This window comes from Sphaerotilus uruguayifluvii (genome assembly GCF_013294065.1).
In the GTDB taxonomy this organism is placed as follows: domain Bacteria; phylum Pseudomonadota; class Gammaproteobacteria; order Burkholderiales; family Burkholderiaceae_C; genus Sphaerotilus; species Sphaerotilus uruguayifluvii.
Genome location: NZ_JABSNM010000002.1, coordinates 1 through 15,195, shown reverse-complemented (window position 1 = coordinate 15,195; position 15,195 = coordinate 1). Strand labels below are relative to the sequence as shown.

General features: G+C 68.6%; 13 protein-coding genes and 1 pseudogene. 13 read left to right on the top strand and 1 reads right to left on the bottom strand.

Going from position 1 to position 15,195, the window contains the following annotated elements:
* Positions 1-13: 13 nt before the first annotated feature.
* The 6 genes from HNQ01_RS02310 to HNQ01_RS02285 all read left to right on the top strand — a co-directional run bounded on the left by HNQ01_RS02310 (position 14) and on the right by HNQ01_RS02285 (position 6,053).
* Complete coding sequence (locus HNQ01_RS02310) at positions 14-1,093, top strand: ABC transporter ATP-binding protein (RefSeq protein ID WP_173803722.1); 1,080 nt, start codon at positions 14-16, stop codon at positions 1,091-1,093.
* A gap of 1 nt (position 1,094) precedes the next feature.
* Positions 1,095-2,171, top strand: coding sequence for an ABC transporter ATP-binding protein (locus tag HNQ01_RS02305; protein ID WP_173803721.1), 1,077 nt, complete (start codon positions 1,095-1,097; stop codon positions 2,169-2,171).
* Complete coding sequence (locus tag HNQ01_RS02300; RefSeq protein WP_173803720.1) at positions 2,168-3,064, top strand: carbohydrate ABC transporter permease; 897 nt, start codon at positions 2,168-2,170, stop codon at positions 3,062-3,064. Before HNQ01_RS02305 ends, HNQ01_RS02300 begins: the two co-directional genes overlap by 4 nt.
* The gene (locus HNQ01_RS02295; RefSeq protein ID WP_173803719.1) at positions 3,057-3,869 is read left to right on the top strand and encodes a carbohydrate ABC transporter permease; all 813 of its coding nucleotides are present in this window, start codon (positions 3,057-3,059) and stop codon (positions 3,867-3,869) included. The genes HNQ01_RS02300 and HNQ01_RS02295 overlap by 8 nt, the downstream gene beginning before the upstream one ends.
* Positions 3,869-4,177, top strand: a complete 309-nt coding sequence (locus HNQ01_RS02290; RefSeq protein WP_173803718.1) for a DUF2160 domain-containing protein — start codon at positions 3,869-3,871, stop codon at positions 4,175-4,177. The genes HNQ01_RS02295 and HNQ01_RS02290 overlap by 1 nt, the downstream gene beginning before the upstream one ends.
* A 142-nt stretch (positions 4,178-4,319) precedes the next feature.
* On the top strand, positions 4,320-6,053 hold the full coding sequence (locus tag HNQ01_RS02285) for an ABC transporter substrate-binding protein (RefSeq protein ID WP_173803717.1): 1,734 nt from the start codon (positions 4,320-4,322) through the stop codon (positions 6,051-6,053).
* A gap of 706 nt (positions 6,054-6,759) precedes the next feature.
* Here the strand turns inward: HNQ01_RS02285 and HNQ01_RS02280 are convergent.
* Entirely contained in the window at positions 6,760-7,668 is a 909-nt protein-coding gene (locus HNQ01_RS02280) for a LysR family transcriptional regulator (RefSeq protein WP_173803716.1), read from the bottom strand.
* Between the two features lie 72 nt (positions 7,669-7,740).
* Between HNQ01_RS02280 and mdlC the strand changes: the two genes are divergently transcribed.
* From mdlC to HNQ01_RS02245, 7 genes and pseudogenes are all read left to right on the top strand, one after another.
* Complete coding sequence (gene mdlC, locus HNQ01_RS02275) at positions 7,741-9,360, top strand: benzoylformate decarboxylase (protein WP_173803715.1); 1,620 nt, start codon at positions 7,741-7,743, stop codon at positions 9,358-9,360.
* A 36-nt stretch (positions 9,361-9,396) separates the two neighbouring features.
* Positions 9,397-10,848 (top strand): aldehyde dehydrogenase, encoded by a 1,452-nt coding sequence (locus HNQ01_RS02270; RefSeq protein ID WP_173803714.1) that lies wholly within the window; start codon positions 9,397-9,399, stop codon positions 10,846-10,848.
* 40 nt (positions 10,849-10,888) lie between these two features.
* Positions 10,889-11,452: a TRAP transporter small permease gene (locus tag HNQ01_RS02265; RefSeq protein WP_173803713.1), complete on the top strand. Its 564-nt coding sequence runs from the start codon at positions 10,889-10,891 to the stop codon at positions 11,450-11,452.
* Positions 11,449-12,783, top strand: coding sequence for a TRAP transporter large permease (locus HNQ01_RS02260; protein WP_173803712.1), 1,335 nt, complete (start codon positions 11,449-11,451; stop codon positions 12,781-12,783). The genes HNQ01_RS02265 and HNQ01_RS02260 overlap by 4 nt, the downstream gene beginning before the upstream one ends.
* 56 nt (positions 12,784-12,839) lie before the next feature.
* Complete coding sequence (locus HNQ01_RS02255; protein WP_286180419.1) at positions 12,840-13,901, top strand: TRAP transporter substrate-binding protein; 1,062 nt, start codon at positions 12,840-12,842, stop codon at positions 13,899-13,901.
* A 13-nt stretch (positions 13,902-13,914) separates the two neighbouring features.
* Complete coding sequence (locus HNQ01_RS02250; RefSeq protein WP_173803711.1) at positions 13,915-14,841, top strand: ketopantoate reductase family protein; 927 nt, start codon at positions 13,915-13,917, stop codon at positions 14,839-14,841.
* A gap of 88 nt (positions 14,842-14,929) precedes the next feature.
* Positions 14,930-15,103 (top strand): annotated as a pseudogene (locus HNQ01_RS02245) (FAD-dependent monooxygenase); the annotation flags it as partial.
* Between the last annotated feature and the right edge of the window lie 92 nt (positions 15,104-15,195).

The following is a 15,195-nucleotide window of genomic DNA, read 5'->3' as shown; positions in this document are numbered from 1 at the left end:
AGAAGGTGAACCCATGGAGCTGAGGCTCGAAGGCATCGGCCGCACCGTCGGCGCCGAGACCTGGCTGCATCCGATGGACCTGGACCTGCGTGCGGGCACGGTCACGGTGCTGCTGGGCGCGACCCAGGCCGGCAAGACCAGCCTGATGCGCATCATGGCCGGGCTCGACCGGCCCGACCGCGGCCACGTCCGCGTCGACGGCCAGGACGTCACCGGCCTGCCGGTGCGCGAGCGCAACGTCGCGATGGTCTACCAGCAGTTCATCAACTACCCGTCGATGACGGTGCGCGACAACATCGCCTCGCCGCTGAAGCTGCACAGGGTGCCGAAGGCGACGATCGACCGGCGGGTGCAAGAGCTGGCCGAGCGGCTGCACATCGACGTCTTTCTCGACCGCCTGCCCGCCGAGCTCTCGGGCGGGCAGCAGCAGCGGGTGGCGCTGGCGCGTGCGCTGGCCAAGAACGCGCCGCTGATGCTGCTCGACGAGCCGCTGGTCAACCTCGACTACAAGCTGCGCGAGGAGCTGCGCGAGGAGCTCTCGGCGCTGTTCGCCGCCGGCGACTCCACCGTCGTCTACGCCACCACCGAGCCCGGCGAGGCGCTGCTGCTGGGCGGCTGGACCGCGGTGATGGACCAGGGCGAGCTGCTGCAGTACGGGCCCACCGCCGAGGTCTTCCACCGCCCGGCCTCGCTGCGGGTGGCGCGGGCCTTCTCCGACCCGCCGATGAACCTGCTGGCCGCCGAGGTGGCCGACGGCGGCGCGCGCCTGCAGGACGGGGCGGTGGTCGCCGTGGACCTGCCGCGCCAGACAAGCCGCGCGCTGACGCTGGGCATCCGCGCCAGCGCGCTGCGGCCGGACGCGCGCCCGGGCGACCTGGCGCTGCCCGGCCGGGTGGAGCTGGCGGAGATCTCCGGCTCCGACACCTTCGTGCATGTGCACACCGCGGTGGGCGAGCTGGTCGCGCAGCTCACCGGCGTGCACGAGTTCGAGCTGGGCGCCGCGCTCACGCTGCATGTGCAGCCGGCACAGGTCTACGCCTTCGACGCGTCGGGCGCACTGCTGGTGGCACCGCAGCGCCGGGAGGTGCACTGAGATGGCCCGCATCGACCTCGACCTCGCCCACTCCTACCGCCCGAACCCGGCGCAGGACAACGACTACGCGCTGCTGCCGCTGAAGATGAGCTTCGAGGACGGCGGCGCCTATGCGCTGCTCGGCCCCTCGGGCTGCGGCAAGAGCACCATGCTCAACATCATGTCGGGCCTGCTGGTGCCCTCGCACGGCAGCGTGAAGTTCGACGGCGCCGACATGACCCGCGCCACGCCGCAGGAGCGCAACATCGCGCAGGTCTTCCAGTTCCCGGTGATCTACGACACGATGACCGTGGCCGAGAACCTGGCCTTCCCGCTGAAGAACCGGCGCGTCCCGAAGGAGACCATCCGCCAGCGTGTCGGTCAGATCGCCGAGATGCTGGAGATGAGCCACCAGCTCGACCAGCGCGCCGCCGGCCTGTCGGCCGACCAGAAGCAGAAGATCTCGCTGGGCCGCGGCCTGGTGCGCCCGGACGTGGCGGCGGTGCTGTTCGACGAGCCGCTGACCGTCATCGACCCGCACCTGAAGTGGCAGCTGCGGCGCAAGCTCAAGCAGATCCACCACGAGCTGAAGCTCACGCTGATCTACGTCACCCACGACCAGGTGGAGGCGCTGACCTTCGCCGACCAGGTGGTGGTGATGACGCGCGGCCGGGTGGTGCAGCAGGGCACGCCCGACGCGCTGTTCGAGCGCCCGGCACACACCTTCGTCGGCCACTTCATCGGCTCGCCGGGCATGAACTTCCTGCCCGCGACGCTGCAGGGCGGCGCGCTGAGCGTGGCCGGCCACGCGCTGGGTGCCACGCCGCGCGCGCTGCCCGACGGTGCCACGCTGCGTCTGGGCATCCGCCCCGAGTACCTGGCGCTGGACGCGCCCGGCAGCGCCGGCAGCCTGCCCGCCACCGTCCGCAGGGTGCAGGACATCGGCACCTACTTCCTGGTCAGCCTGGACGTGGCCGGCCAGCCCCTGAAGGCGCGCCTGCCCGCCGACGCCCTCGTGCCCGCCGTCGGCACGACCGTGGGGGCCCGGCTGCTGGGCGCCCACACCTGCTTCTATGCCGACGAGGAGCTGGTCGCATGAGCCCCCAGACCAAGCCCGTGAACCAGAAGGCCTGGTTCCTCATCCTGCCCGTGTTCCTGTGCGTGGCCTTCTCGGCCATCCTGCCGCTGATGACGGTGGTGAACTACTCGGTGCAGGACATCATCAGCCCCGAGCGGCGCGTCTTCGTCGGCACCGAATGGTTCGCCGCGGTGATGCGCGACGAGGACCTGCACGCCGCGCTGTGGAACCAGCTGCGCTTCTCGCTGGCGGTGCTGGCGGTGGAGATCCCGCTGGGCATCGCGCTGGCCCTGTGCATGCCGGCCGCCGGCTGGAAGTCCTCCGCCGTGCTGGTGACGGTGGCGCTGTCGCTGCTGATCCCGTGGAACGTGGTCGGCACCATCTGGCAGATCTTCGGCCGCGCCGACATCGGTCTGATGGGGCACGCGCTGCAGGCGCTGGGGATCGAGTACAGCTACACCGGCGACGCCACCCACGCCTGGCTGACGGTGCTGCTGATGGATGTCTGGCACTGGACGCCGCTGGTGGCGCTGCTGGCCTACGCCGGCCTGCGCTCCATCCCGGACGCCTACTACCAGGCCGCGCGCATCGACGGCGCCAGCAAGCTGGCGGTGTTCCGCCACATCCAGCTGCCCAAGATGCGCGGCGTGCTGATGATCGCGGTGCTGCTGCGCTTCATGGACAGCTTCATGATCTACACCGAGCCCTTCGTGCTGACCGGCGGCGGCCCCGGCAACGCGACGACCTTCCTGTCGCAGTACCTGACGCAGAAGGCGGTCGGCCAGTTCGACCTCGGCCCCGCGGCGGCCTTCTCGCTGATCTACTTCCTCATCATCCTGCTGATGTGCTTCATCCTCTACAACTGGATGCAGCGCCTCGGCGCTGCCGAGAAGGAGGGTGCCGACCATGCATGAGCACCGTTTCCACAAGCGCTCGCTGTTCCTCGTCGCCTATCTGGTCTTCGCGCTGCTGCCCATCTACTGGATGGTCAACATGAGCTTCAAGACCAACGAGGAGATCCTCTCGAGCTTCAGCCTCTGGCCCCGGCACTTCACCTGGGACAACTACCGGCTGATCTTCACCGACGCCAGCTGGTACTCCGGCTACATCAACAGCCTGATCTACGTCGGCATCAACACGGTCATCTCGGTCACCGTGGCGCTGCCTGCCGCCTACGCCTTCAGCCGCTACAGCTTCCTGGGCGACAAGCACGTCTTCTTCTGGCTGCTGACCAACCGCATGACGCCGCCGGCGGTGTTCCTGCTGCCCTTCTTCCAGCTCTACACGACCGTCGGGCTGATGGACACGCACATCGCGGTGGCGCTGGCGCACCTGCTGTTCAACGTGCCGCTGGCGGTGTGGATCCTGGAGGGCTTCATGTCGGGCATCCCGCGCGAGATCGACGAGACCGCCTACATCGACGGCTACGGCTTCCCGCGCTTCTTCCTGACGATCTTCCTGCCGCTGATCAAGGCGGGGGTGGGCGTGGCGGCGTTCTTCTGCTTCATGTTCAGCTGGGTCGAGCTGCTGCTGGCGCGCACGCTCACCAGCGTCAACGCCAAGCCCATCGTCGCCACGATGACCCGCACCGTGTCGGCCTCCGGCATGGACTGGGCCACCCTGGCCGCCGCCGGCGTGCTGACCATCGTGCCCGGCGCGATCGTGATCTGGTTCGTCCGGCACTACATCGCCAAGGGCTTCGCCATGGGGAGAGTGTGATGTTCGACTGGATGGTCTGGACGACGCCCGTCGCCGTCTTCTTCAGCTGCATCGTCGCGATGCTGGTCGCCATGACGGTCTGGGAGATCCGCTCGCCCACGACGCTGCGCAAGGGCTTCCTGCCCATCGCCACCACGCGGGGCGACCGCCTGTTCATCGGGCTGCTGTCGGCGGCCTACATCAATCTGGCCTGGGTCGGCCTGGCCGGCCACTTCGCCGGGTGGTTCCACCTCGACGAGGAGCCCAGCGTGTGGATCAGCTTCGTGCTGTCGATGGCCTTCCTGGCACTGGTGATGCGCAAGGGCTGAGGGCCGGGCGCCGCGCGACGACGAGGACGCAAGAACGAGGAATCCGGCCCGGGTGCTGCCCCGGGGCCGAGGGCCTCCGCACGAGAACACGGGGCAGCGCGTTCCTGAAGCATTCCCCTTTTCGAGGATGAGGAGACAAGCGATGAAGATGCGATACACCGTCCTGGCCCTGGCCGCGCTGTGCGCGCTGGGCTCGAACCTGGCGCAGGCCGGCGAGGCCGAGGCGAAGAAGTGGGTGGAGGGCGAGTTCCAGCCCTCGACGCTGAGCAAGGACCAGCAGCTGGCCGAGATGAAGTGGTTCATCGAGGCCGCGGCCAAGCTCAAGGCCCGGGGCGTCAAGGAGATCTCGGTCGTCTCCGAGACCATCACCACGCACGAGTACGAGTCCAAGACGCTGGCCAAGGCCTTCAGCGAGATCACCGGCATCACCGTCAAGCACGACCTGATCCAGGAAGGCGACGTGGTCGAGAAGCTGCAGACCTCGATGCAGTCGGGCAAGTCGATCTACGACGGCTGGATCAGCGATTCCGACCTGATCGGCACGCACTACCGCTACGGCAAGGTGCTGAACCTCACCGACTACATGGCCGGCGCCGGCAAGGAGTTCACCAATCCGGGCATCGACCTGAAGGACTTCATCGGCACCAGCTTCACCACCGCGCCCGACGGCAAGCTCTACCAGCTGCCCGACCAGCAGTTCGCCAACCTGTACTGGTTCCGCGCCGACCTGTTCGCGCGCAAGGACCTGCAGGAGAAGTTCAAGGCCAAGTACGGCTACGAGCTGGGCGTGCCGCTGAACTGGTCGGCCTACGAGGACATCGCCGAGTTCTTCACCAACGACGTGAAGACCATCGACGGCAAGCCCGTCTACGGCCACATGGACTACGGCAAGAAGGACCCCAGCCTGGGCTGGCGCTTCACCGATGCGTGGCTGTCGATGGCCGGCACCGCCGACAAGGGCATTCCCAACGGCATGCCGGTCGACGAGTGGGGCATCCGCGTCGCCGACGACAAGTGCACCCCGGTGGGCGCCTCGGTCGAGCGGGGCGGAGCGACCAACTCGCCGGCCGCCGTCTACGCGCTGACCAAGTACGTCGACTGGATGAAGAAGTACGCCCCGAAGGAGGCCACCGGCATGACCTTCGGCGAGGCCGGCCCGGTGCCGGCGCAGGGCCAGATCGCGCAGCAGATCTTCTGGTACACCGCCTTCACCGCCGACATGACCAAGAAGGGCCTGCCGGTGGTCAACGACGACGGCACGCCGAAGTGGCGCATGGCGCCCGGCCCGAACGGCCCGTACTGGAAGCAGGGCATGCAGAACGGCTACCAGGACGTCGGCAGCTGGACCTTCTTCAAGGGCCATGACGCCGACCGCACCGCCGCCGCCTGGCTGTACGCGCAGTTCGTGACCGCCAAGACCACCTCGCTGAAGAAGTCGATCCAGGGCCTGACCTTCATCCGCGACTCCGACATCCGCAGCGACTACTTCACCAAGAACGCCAACAAGTACGGCGGCCTGATCGAGTTCTACCGCAGCCCGGCGCGCGTGGCCTGGACGCCGACCGGCACCAACGTGCCCGACTATCCGAAGCTGGCCCAGCTCTGGTGGAAGAACGTCGCGCAGGCGGTGACCGGCGAGAAGACCCCGCAGGGCGCGATGGACAACCTCGCCAAGGAGATGGACGACGTGATGGCGCGCCTGGAGCGCGCCGGCATGGCCCAGTGCGCCCCGAAGCTCAACAAGAAGGAGAGCGCCGACAAGTGGCTGTCGGACCAGCACGCGCCGTGGAAGAAGCTCGCCAACGAGAAGCCCAAGGGCGAGACCATCGCCTATGACAAGCTGCTGGGCGCGTGGAAGGAAGGCCGGGTGCGCTGAGCCCCGGCTTCTGGGCGAGCCCGGCCCGCCAGTCGCCCCGGCCGGTGATGTCGGTCGCGCCCCCCGGCGCGGCCGGCAGCGCCCACACCTCGACCACGATCGCGCGGCCCGGCGGGGCGTCCGGGGCGTGGACGAGCGCCGGGCGCCGCAGGTGCGTGCCCTCAAAGGGTACATCCGGGCCTGTCGGTCGACGCGGTGCACGCTGCCCGCCGGAGAACTGACGCTGGAAGCCGCCTTCGCCAAGCTGCAGGGGCTGCCGGCCGGCGCACCCGCCGAGCCGGTGGCGGTAGGGCGCGGCTGGGCGCCCCGGGCTGCTGACGGATCAGATGCGCGGCCAATCGGAGTCACCGCCGATGGTGGATGCTGGGGCTTGAGTGGGAGGTGTGGCGCTGCAGTTGATCCGGACGGCGGTTAGGCAGCGGTTGTCGCCGGTCGACTCGGACGGGCGAACTCACGCTGACCACCATCAAGCCGACCTTCGCATTGGCGGCCGGGTCCGCCGTGAATGTCGGCGAACTGTTGGGCAGCGGCCGTACGCGTTGCCTGGTAGCAGTGTGGCGCTGTGAACGACCGGTCCCTGCCGGAGCGGCAGGCCCGAATCGACCCAAAGCAGTCCCCAGTGACTCGGCAAAGCGGCCCTCCATCAGGCCAAGGCCACGGTGCGCCAGCCAGTGCCGATGCACTTGTTCCCGGACTTTGGGAAACTTCAGCGCCTCTTCGACGGTGCCTTGAACAAGCGCACGATGGCGTCGCGGCCCCAGCGAAGCATCGGCGTGTGCTCGTGTCGGCGGCTCCAGTGCAGCGCCACGGTGAAGTCGCCGGCCGGCAGGCGAGCGTCGATCACCCTGAATTGCTCGGCGGGTTCGAATGTCTCGGCAATAGCCTTCGGCATCAGCACGGCCATGTCGGTGGTGCGCACGATCGCAGGCAGCGCGAGGAATGTGGAGGTCACGAGCCGGATGCGATCCTCGAGCTTGAGCGAATGCAGGATCCGCAGCGTCTGCGCGTGCGACTGCACCGACACCAGGTCAAGGCGCCGCAATTGCTCCAGGCCGAGGGACCGGCGCCCCGCCGGCGGGGCGAGCGGGTGGCCGGACCGCATCAGCAGCACATAACGATCGGTCAGAAGGTCAATCCGGGCGGTCTGGTCCACTTCCGGCAGGAAGCCGATCGCGAAGTGGATCAGCCCGTTGTCGAGCGCCTGCGCGATGTCGTCGCGCGGCCACGTCGCAGCCCTGACCCGGATGCCGGGCGCCACGCGCCGCATCTCCGCCATCAGTGCCGGGAGAAAGCGTGCTTCGCCGATATCGGTCAGGTGCAGCCGAAGCTCCGCCGTCGATGTGCTCGCCTCGAAGGAGTCCTCGTCGCTGACGCCCGCCTCGAGCAGCGCCAGGCCAGCCTGCACCGAACGCGCCAGGCGCTCCGCGCGCTGCGTCGGGCGCACACCTCCCGCCGTGCGCTCGAACAGGTGGTCGCCGAGGGCGAGTCGCAACCGTGTCAGCGCCTGACTGGTGGCGGGCTGCGACATGCCGAGCTGCTCGGCCGCGCGGCTGATGTTGCGCGTGCGGTAGACCGCGTCGAACAGCCGCAGCAGATTCAGGTCGATGTCCTTCATATTGGTTTTCTGGATATCACTTAGCAGCATCATATTATTGTCCAATGATTTCACAGGGGGGAGACTGGCGCCATGCCTTCCAGCCACACCTCCTCGACCCCTCGCCCCACTGTTCGCGACGCGTTCCTGCGGTTGATGCGCGAGCTCGGCCTGGATACCGTCTTCGGCAATCCCGGCTCGACCGAGCTGCCGATGTTCCGCGACTTCCCAGAAGACTTTCGCTACATCCTCGGCCTGCAGGAGTCGGTCGTCGTCGGCATGGCCGACGGCTATGCCCAGGCTACGCGCCGAGCGGCGATGGTGAACCTGCATTCGGCCGCTGGCGTCGGCCATGCGATGGGCAACATCTTCACCGCCTTTCGCAACCAGACGCCGCTCATCGTGACCGCCGGCCAGCAGTCGCGCGCCATCCTGCCGTTCGATCCGTTCCTGGCCGCCACGCAAGCCACCGAACTGCCGAAACCCTACGTGAAGTGGGCCTGCGAGCCGGCGCGCGCCGAGGACGTCCCGCTCGCGCTGCTGCGCGCCTGGCACATGGCGATGCAGCCGCCATGCGGACCGGTGTTCCTGTCGATCCCGGCCGATGACTGGGACCGGCCGTGCGACTGGGTCGATCCGCGACAGGTCAGTCATGCGATCGCGCCGGAGCCGCACGCCATCGCCCGCGTCGCTCAGGCGCTGGCGCAGAGCCGTGCGCCGGCGATTGTTGTCGGTGCGGGCGTGGACCGCGACGGTGCCGTCGAACGCGTCGTGCAACTGGCCGAGCGCCATCACGCAGCCGTGTACGCCGCACCGATGAGCGCACGCTGCGGCTTCCCGGAGCAGCACCGCCTATTCCAGGGTTTCCTGCCCGCCATGCGCGAGCGCATCGTCGAGGCGCTGTCGGGCCACGACCTGCTGCTCGTGCTCGGCGCGCCCGCGTTCAGCTACCACGTCGAGGGCCAAGGTCCGCACATCCCGCCGCAGGCACAACTCTGGCAGGTGGTCGACGACCCGCAGATCGCAGCCTGGACGCCGACAGGCGACGCGGTGGTCGCCAGCATCGACTTGGCGGTTGACTCGCTGCTGCAAGGCCCTGCGGCGCAGGTTGACCGTGCGGCGCCGCCCGAGCGCCAGCCCGTGCCGCCGGCAGAGGCCGGCTCACCGATGTCGGTCGCCTTTGCGCTGCAGACCCTCGATGCCGTGCGTGGCGCGGACGACGTCGTTGTCGAGGAAGCCCCAGGTTCGCGCGGCGTGATGCAGCGTTACCTGCCGATGCACGGCGCGGAAACCTTCTACACCATGGCCAGCGGCGGCCTGGGCCACGGCATGCCGGCGGCGGTCGGCGTCGCGCTGGCCCGCCAGCGGCTCGGCAAGCCGGGCCGGGTGATCGCGCTGATCGGCGACGGCTCGAGCCTCTACGCGATCCAGGCGCTGTACTCCGCCTCACAGCTCGGATTGCCGCTCACCTTCGTCATCCTCAACAACGGGCGCTACGCCGCGCTGCAGGATTTCGCGCCGGTGTTCGGCTACGCACCTGGCGACAAGCCCGCCGGCACCGACCTGCCGGGGCTGGACTTCATCGCCCTCGCAAAGGGCCACGGGCTGCCCGGCGTGCGCATCGAGTCCGCTGCCGACCTGCGGTCTGCGCTGTCGCAGGCGCTGTCGCAGGCGCATCCAAGCGCGAATCTGGTCGAGATCGTGGTGGCCTGAGGCCACTGGCACCCATACCCACACTGGAGACACATCATGGCTTCCATTTCGATGCTCATCAACGGCGAGCCGGCGCAGGCCCGCTCGGGCGCAAGCTTCACGCGCGCCAACCCGCTGGACGGCCAAGTGGCCACCACGGCGCCTGCCGCCTCGCCCGAGGATGCGGTCGCCGCCGTCGAAGCGGCTTCGGCGGCCTTCCCTGCGTGGTCCGGCACCGCGCCGGGCGAGCGCCGCGCGCTGCTGCTCAAGGCCGCTCACGCGCTCGAAGCACGTGCCGCCGACTTCACCCGTGCGATGGCTGCGGAGATCGGCTCCTCGGCGATCTGGGCCGGCTTCAACGTGCACCTGGCGGCGGACATGCTTGTCGAGGCTGCCGCGCTGACGACGCAGATCGAAGGCCAGGTGATCCCCTCCAACGTGCCGGGCAGCCTCGCGATGGCCACGCGACAGGCCGCCGGTGTGGTGCTCGGCATCGCGCCGTGGAATGCGCCGGTCATCCTGGGCGTACGCGCCGTCGCCGTGCCGCTGGCCTGCGGCAACACGGTGGTGTTCAAGGGCAGCGAACTGTGCCCCGAGACGCACGGCCTCATCATCCAGGCGCTGCAGGAGGCCGGACTGCCTAAGGGCGTGGTCAACTTCGTCACCAATGCGCCGGCCGATGCGGCACAGGTCGTCGAGGCCATGATCGCCCACCCGGCGGTGCGACGCGTCAACTTCACCGGTTCCACCCATGTGGGCCGCATCATCGCCAAGGTCTGTGCCGAGCATCTCAAGCCCTCCGTGCTCGAACTCGGCGGCAAGGCGCCGCTGCTGGTGCTCGACGATGCCGACCTCGACGCAGCCGTCAACGGCGCTGCCTTCGGCGCCTTTGCCAACTCGGGCCAGATCTGCATGTCTACCGAGCGCATCGTCGTCGACGAGAAGGTCGCCGATGCCTTCGTCGCCAAGCTCGCGGCCAAGGCCCAGGCGCTGCCGCTGGGCGACCCGCGCCAGGGCCCGGTGGTGCTCGGCTCGGTGGTCGACATGAGGACGGTCCACCGCGTCAACGAACTCATCGACGACGCGCTGGCCCAGGGTGCCGTGCTGGTGTGCGGCGGCAAGGCCGACAGCACGCTGATGCCCGCCACGCTGCTGGACCGCGTGACGCCCGCGATGCGTATCTACCGCGAGGAGACCTTCGCGCCGGTCAAGGCCATCGTGCGCGTGGCCGGCGAGGAGGCCGCGATCGCCTGCGCCAACGACAACGAATTCGGCCTGTCGGCCGCTGTGTTCACCGTCGACACCGCGCGCGGCTGGCGTGTGGCGCAGCGCATCGAGTCGGGCATCTGCCACGTCAACGGGCCCACGGTGCACGACGAGGCGCAGATGCCCTTCGGCGGCGTCAAGGCCAGCGGCTGGGGCCGCTTCGGTGGGCAAGCGGGCATTGAGGCCTTCAGCGAACTGCGATGGATCACCGTGCAGACCGCCCCTCGCCACTACCCCTTCTGAAGCGGATCGTCCGGTTCGTGATGAGAAAGAGATCGAAACCATGAATGACGCATTGCCCGGCGACCTCGCGCCGGCCCCCTCCCCCTACGGACCGGCCGGCCGCCTGCTGCTGAACAGCTGCAAGGCCTTGTCGGTGGCTGGCGGCCTGCTCTTCGTGGGCCTGGTGGCGATGTCCATCGTGTCCATCGTCGGGCGCAAGCTGGCCTCGGCGCCGGTGCCCGGCGACGTGGAGGTGCTGCAGATGGTGGCCGCCGCCGCGTCGGCCAGCTTCTTCGCCTACTGCCACATGAACCATGGCGACGTGAAGGTGGACTTCTTCACCTTGCGGCTGCGCGCCCGCGTGATCCACCAGCTTGATGCCCTGGGCTCGCTGCTGGTGAGCGCACTGGGCGTGCTGCTGTTCTGGCGTGCCGGCGTGGGTGCGCTGTCGACGCTGGAATCCGGCGAAACGTCGGCCATCCTGGGCTGGCCGGTGGGCTGGGCCCAATTGGCCATGCTGCCGGGCTTCGCGCTGTTGGCGCTGGCCGGGCTGTACGTCGCCGGCTGGCACCTGGGCCAGGCATGGGGCGGCGCTGCAGAAGGCGCGGCGGAGGGCTCAGCATGAGCGGCATCGCCCTCGGACTGGCCATCTTCGGCTTCCTGCTGACGCTGATGGCCCTGCGCGTGCCGATCGGCATAGCGATGTTCTTCGCCGGTGCGGGTGGCTATGTCTACCTGCAGGGCGGCGACACCGGACCCTGGCTGAACCTGCTGAAGTCGCTGCCTTACGCACGCCTGTCCAACTACGACCTGGTGGTCATCCCGCTGTTCCTGCTGATGGGGCAGTTCGCCACCCACGGCGGGCTCAGCAGCAGCCTGTTCCGCTGCGTCAGCGCCTTCATGGGGCATCGGCGCGGCGGTGTGGCCATGGCGGCCATCGGCGCCTGCGCCGGCTTCGGCGCCATCTGCGGCTCGTCACTGGCCACCGCCGCAACCATGGGCCAGGTGGCCCTGCCCGAGCTGCGCCGCTACGGCTACGCCGGCAGCCTGTCCACCGGCGCGCTGGCGGCCGGCGGCACGCTGGGCATCATGATCCCGCCTTCGGTGCCCCTGGTCATCTACGCCATCCTCACGCAGGAGTCGATCGGCAAGCTGTTCATGGCGGCAGTGCTGCCTGGCCTGATCGCCATGGCCGGCTACATGCTGGTGATTCAGCTGATCGTGCGCTGGAAGCCCGAGATGGGCCCGGCCGGCCCGCGCGTGCCCTGGCCGCAGCGCCTGAGCGCGCTGCTGCAGGTGACACCGGTGCTGCTGGTGTTTGTTGTGGTGATCATCGGCATCTACGGCGGCTGGGCCAATCCCACCGAGGCTGCGGCCATCGGCGCGGCAGCCTGCGGCGTGCTGGCGGTGGTCACCGGCGGCATGCGCTGGCGCGGCCTGCTGGACAGCGCGCTCGGTACGGCCCAGGCCACGGCCATGATCTTCCTGGTGCTGCTGGGCGCCGACATGCTGAACACGGCACTGGCCTTGTCGCAGATGCCCACCGAACTGGCGGCCTGGGTCAAGGGCAGCGGCATGCCGCCCCTGCTGGTGCTGACCATGATCCTGCTGATCTACATCCTGCTGGGTTGCGTGATGGACTCGCTGGCGATGATCCTGCTGACCATCCCGATCTTCTACCCGATGGTGATGGGGCTCGACTTCTATGGTCTGCCGGACGTCGACAAGTCGGTCTGGTTCGGCATCCTGGCGCTGATGGTGGTGGAGATCGGCCTGGTGCACCCACCCGTGGGCATGAACGTCTACATCATCAACCGTCTGGCCAAGGACGTGCCCCTGGTCGAGACCTTCAAGGGCGTCATGCCCTTTCTGGCCTCGGACTTTGTGCGCATCGTGCTGATGGTGCTGTTCCCGAGCACCGCCCTGATCCTGGTGCACACCTTCGGCGGCGCCTGACAGGCGCTTTGAATCCGCAACCCGCTCGTTCGACAAACAACCTTCTGGAGACACACATGACCGCCACCGCGCATCGCACTTCCACCCTGGCACGTGCCGTCGGCCTGATGGGCATCGCCCTGGCCGCCGGCCTGCCCACCACCACCTGGGCACAGCAGGTGGTGCTGCGCGTGCATCACTTTCTGCCGTCGACCTCGAGCGCCCAGCAGAAGCTGATCCAGCCCTGGTGCGACAAGATCGCCAAGGAGTCCGGGGACCGGCTCAAGTGCCAGATCTATCCGGCCATGCAGTTGGGCGGCACGCCGGCGCAGCTGTTCGACCAGGCACGCGACGGCGTGGCCGACATCGTGTGGACCGTGCCCACCTACGCGGCCGGCCGCTTTACCAAGTCGGAAGTGTTCGAGCTGCCCTGGATGGCGGTCACCGCCAAGGCCGGCAGCCAGGCTCTGTGGACCTATGTCGACAAGAACGCGGCCGACGAGTTCAAGGGCGTCAAGCGTCTGTTCATGCATCTGCACGACGGCGCGCTGTTCCACTTCACCAGCAAGCAGCCCAAGACGCTGGAGGACATGAAGGGCCTGAAGGTGCGTGCCGCCACCCGCGCCAACTCGCGCATGCTGGCGGCCCTGGGCGCCACCCCGGTGCAGATGCCGCTGCCGGCAGTGCCCGAGTCGCTGTCCAAGGGCGTGGTCGACGGCGCCGCCGTGCCCTGGGAAGGCACGCCCTCCATCAAGCTCGCCGAGATCGCCAAGTACCACCTGGACGTGCCCGCAGGCGCACCGCGCATCTCCAACACGATCTTCCTGTTCGCCATGAACCAGGCCCGCTACGACGCGCTGGCCCCGGAGCTCAAGCGCGTGATCGACGCCAACAGCGGCCTTGCCACATCGGCCTGGGCCGGCGAGACCGGCTTCGACGCGGTGGCCGAAACCTACAAGAAGGCAGCCAAGGACGCCGGCGGCACCTTCTACAACCTGCCCGACGCCGAGTACCAGCGCTGGGTCAAGGCCACCGATTCGGTGGACGACGACTGGGTCAAGGAAGTCGGCGCCAAGGGCGCCGACGGCAAGCGCCTGCTGGAGGATGCGCGCAACCTGGTCAAGCAGTACAGCCGCTGAACGGAGCACGACCATGCAAGTCACCATCCTGGGCGCAGGCGCCATGGGCTCGCTGTTTGGTGGCCTGCTCGCCGAGCGCGGGCACGACGTCGAACTGCTGGACGTCAACTCGGCGCACATTGACATAGTGAAGGCGCAGGGCCTCACGCTCGACACCGACGGCCAAGGCCTTCGCACGGTGCGGGTCGCGATCAACCGCCCGGAAGCTGCAACCAGCCGGCCGGAGTGCCTGATCGTCTTCACGAAGACCCTGCACACCGCCAACGCGCTCGAGGCCGCCCGCGGCGTGCTGCAGGCCGACACGCTGGTGCTGACGCTGCAGAACGGCCTGGGCAATGTCGAGCGCCTCGCGCGCTTCGTCGCGCCGGAGCGCATCGCGGTGGGCGTGACGACCGTGCCGTCCGATATGGTCGGCCCCGGCCACGTGCACTCGCACGGCGAAGGCCACATCCGCATGATGATGGCCGACGGCCGCCACGACGAACGCCTGTCCGCGCTGGCGCAAGCGCTGACCGAGGCCGGCCTGTCTGCCAGCATCGATCCGACGGTGCAGGCAGCCATCTGGCAGAAGGTGGCCTTCAACGCGGCACTGAACAGCATCTGTGCAGTGGCGAATGCAACCGTCGGCGACGTCGGCCGAGCAGCCGGCGCGCGGGCGCTGGCGCACCGCATCGGTGCCGAGGTGCTCGCCGTGGCCGTGGCCGACGGCATCAGCGTCGACGAGGCCGGCCTGCATGCCACGCTCGATCACGCGCTGGACCACCACCTGGCGCACAAGCCCTCGATGCTGCAGGACCTGCTGGCTGGCCGGCCTACCGAGATCGACGCGATCAACGGCGAGGTGCTGCGCGCCGCGCGACGGCTCGGCGCCCCGGCGCCTTGCACGGAGTCGCTCGATGCCCTCGTGCGACTTCGAGAAGGGCTGGCGGCCGATCGCTGATACCCGAGAACCACCACGACTCCGGAGACACCCGTGACCCACCGCACCAACCCCGGCGTCACGCATTGAACCCGACCAGGAGCTTTCCGTGACCACTACCCGCGTCCAGGTCGCCATTATCGGAGCCGGTCCTTCCGGGCTCCTGCTCGGCCAGTTGTTGCACAAGGCCGGCATCGACACCATCGTCCTCGAACGCCAGACCGGCGATTACGTGCTCGGCCGCATTCGCGCCGGCATCCTCGAACAGGTCTGCATCGACCTGAGAGCGTGTTCACGATCTCCTGAGGAGCAAGGCCAGAAAGGCGAGATGGACGAACTGCAGGCTGGTGTTGAGCCAGCGCTCGCAGTTCTTCC

Excerpts from the sequence above, each read along its gene's own strand:
- HNQ01_RS02310 (WP_173803722.1), top strand. The coding sequence starts at position 14 with ATGGAGCTGAGGCTCGAAGGCATCGGCCGCACCGTCGGCGCCGAGACC.
- HNQ01_RS02305 (WP_173803721.1), top strand. The coding sequence starts at position 1,095 with ATGGCCCGCATCGACCTCGACCTCGCCCACTCCTACCGCCCGAACCCG.
- HNQ01_RS02300 (WP_173803720.1), top strand. The coding sequence starts at position 2,168 with ATGAGCCCCCAGACCAAGCCCGTGAACCAGAAGGCCTGGTTCCTCATC.
- HNQ01_RS02295 (WP_173803719.1), top strand. The coding sequence starts at position 3,057 with ATGCATGAGCACCGTTTCCACAAGCGCTCGCTGTTCCTCGTCGCCTAT.
- HNQ01_RS02290 (WP_173803718.1), top strand. The coding sequence starts at position 3,869 with ATGTTCGACTGGATGGTCTGGACGACGCCCGTCGCCGTCTTCTTCAGC.
- HNQ01_RS02285 (WP_173803717.1), top strand. The coding sequence starts at position 4,320 with ATGAAGATGCGATACACCGTCCTGGCCCTGGCCGCGCTGTGCGCGCTG.
- HNQ01_RS02280 (WP_173803716.1), bottom strand. The coding sequence starts at position 7,668 with ATGAAGGACATCGACCTGAATCTGCTGCGGCTGTTCGACGCGGTCTAC.
- mdlC (WP_173803715.1), top strand. The coding sequence starts at position 7,741 with ATGCCTTCCAGCCACACCTCCTCGACCCCTCGCCCCACTGTTCGCGAC.
- HNQ01_RS02270 (WP_173803714.1), top strand. The coding sequence starts at position 9,397 with ATGGCTTCCATTTCGATGCTCATCAACGGCGAGCCGGCGCAGGCCCGC.
- HNQ01_RS02265 (WP_173803713.1), top strand. The coding sequence starts at position 10,889 with ATGAATGACGCATTGCCCGGCGACCTCGCGCCGGCCCCCTCCCCCTAC.
- HNQ01_RS02260 (WP_173803712.1), top strand. The coding sequence starts at position 11,449 with ATGAGCGGCATCGCCCTCGGACTGGCCATCTTCGGCTTCCTGCTGACG.
- HNQ01_RS02255 (WP_286180419.1), top strand. The coding sequence starts at position 12,840 with ATGACCGCCACCGCGCATCGCACTTCCACCCTGGCACGTGCCGTCGGC.
- HNQ01_RS02250 (WP_173803711.1), top strand. The coding sequence starts at position 13,915 with ATGCAAGTCACCATCCTGGGCGCAGGCGCCATGGGCTCGCTGTTTGGT.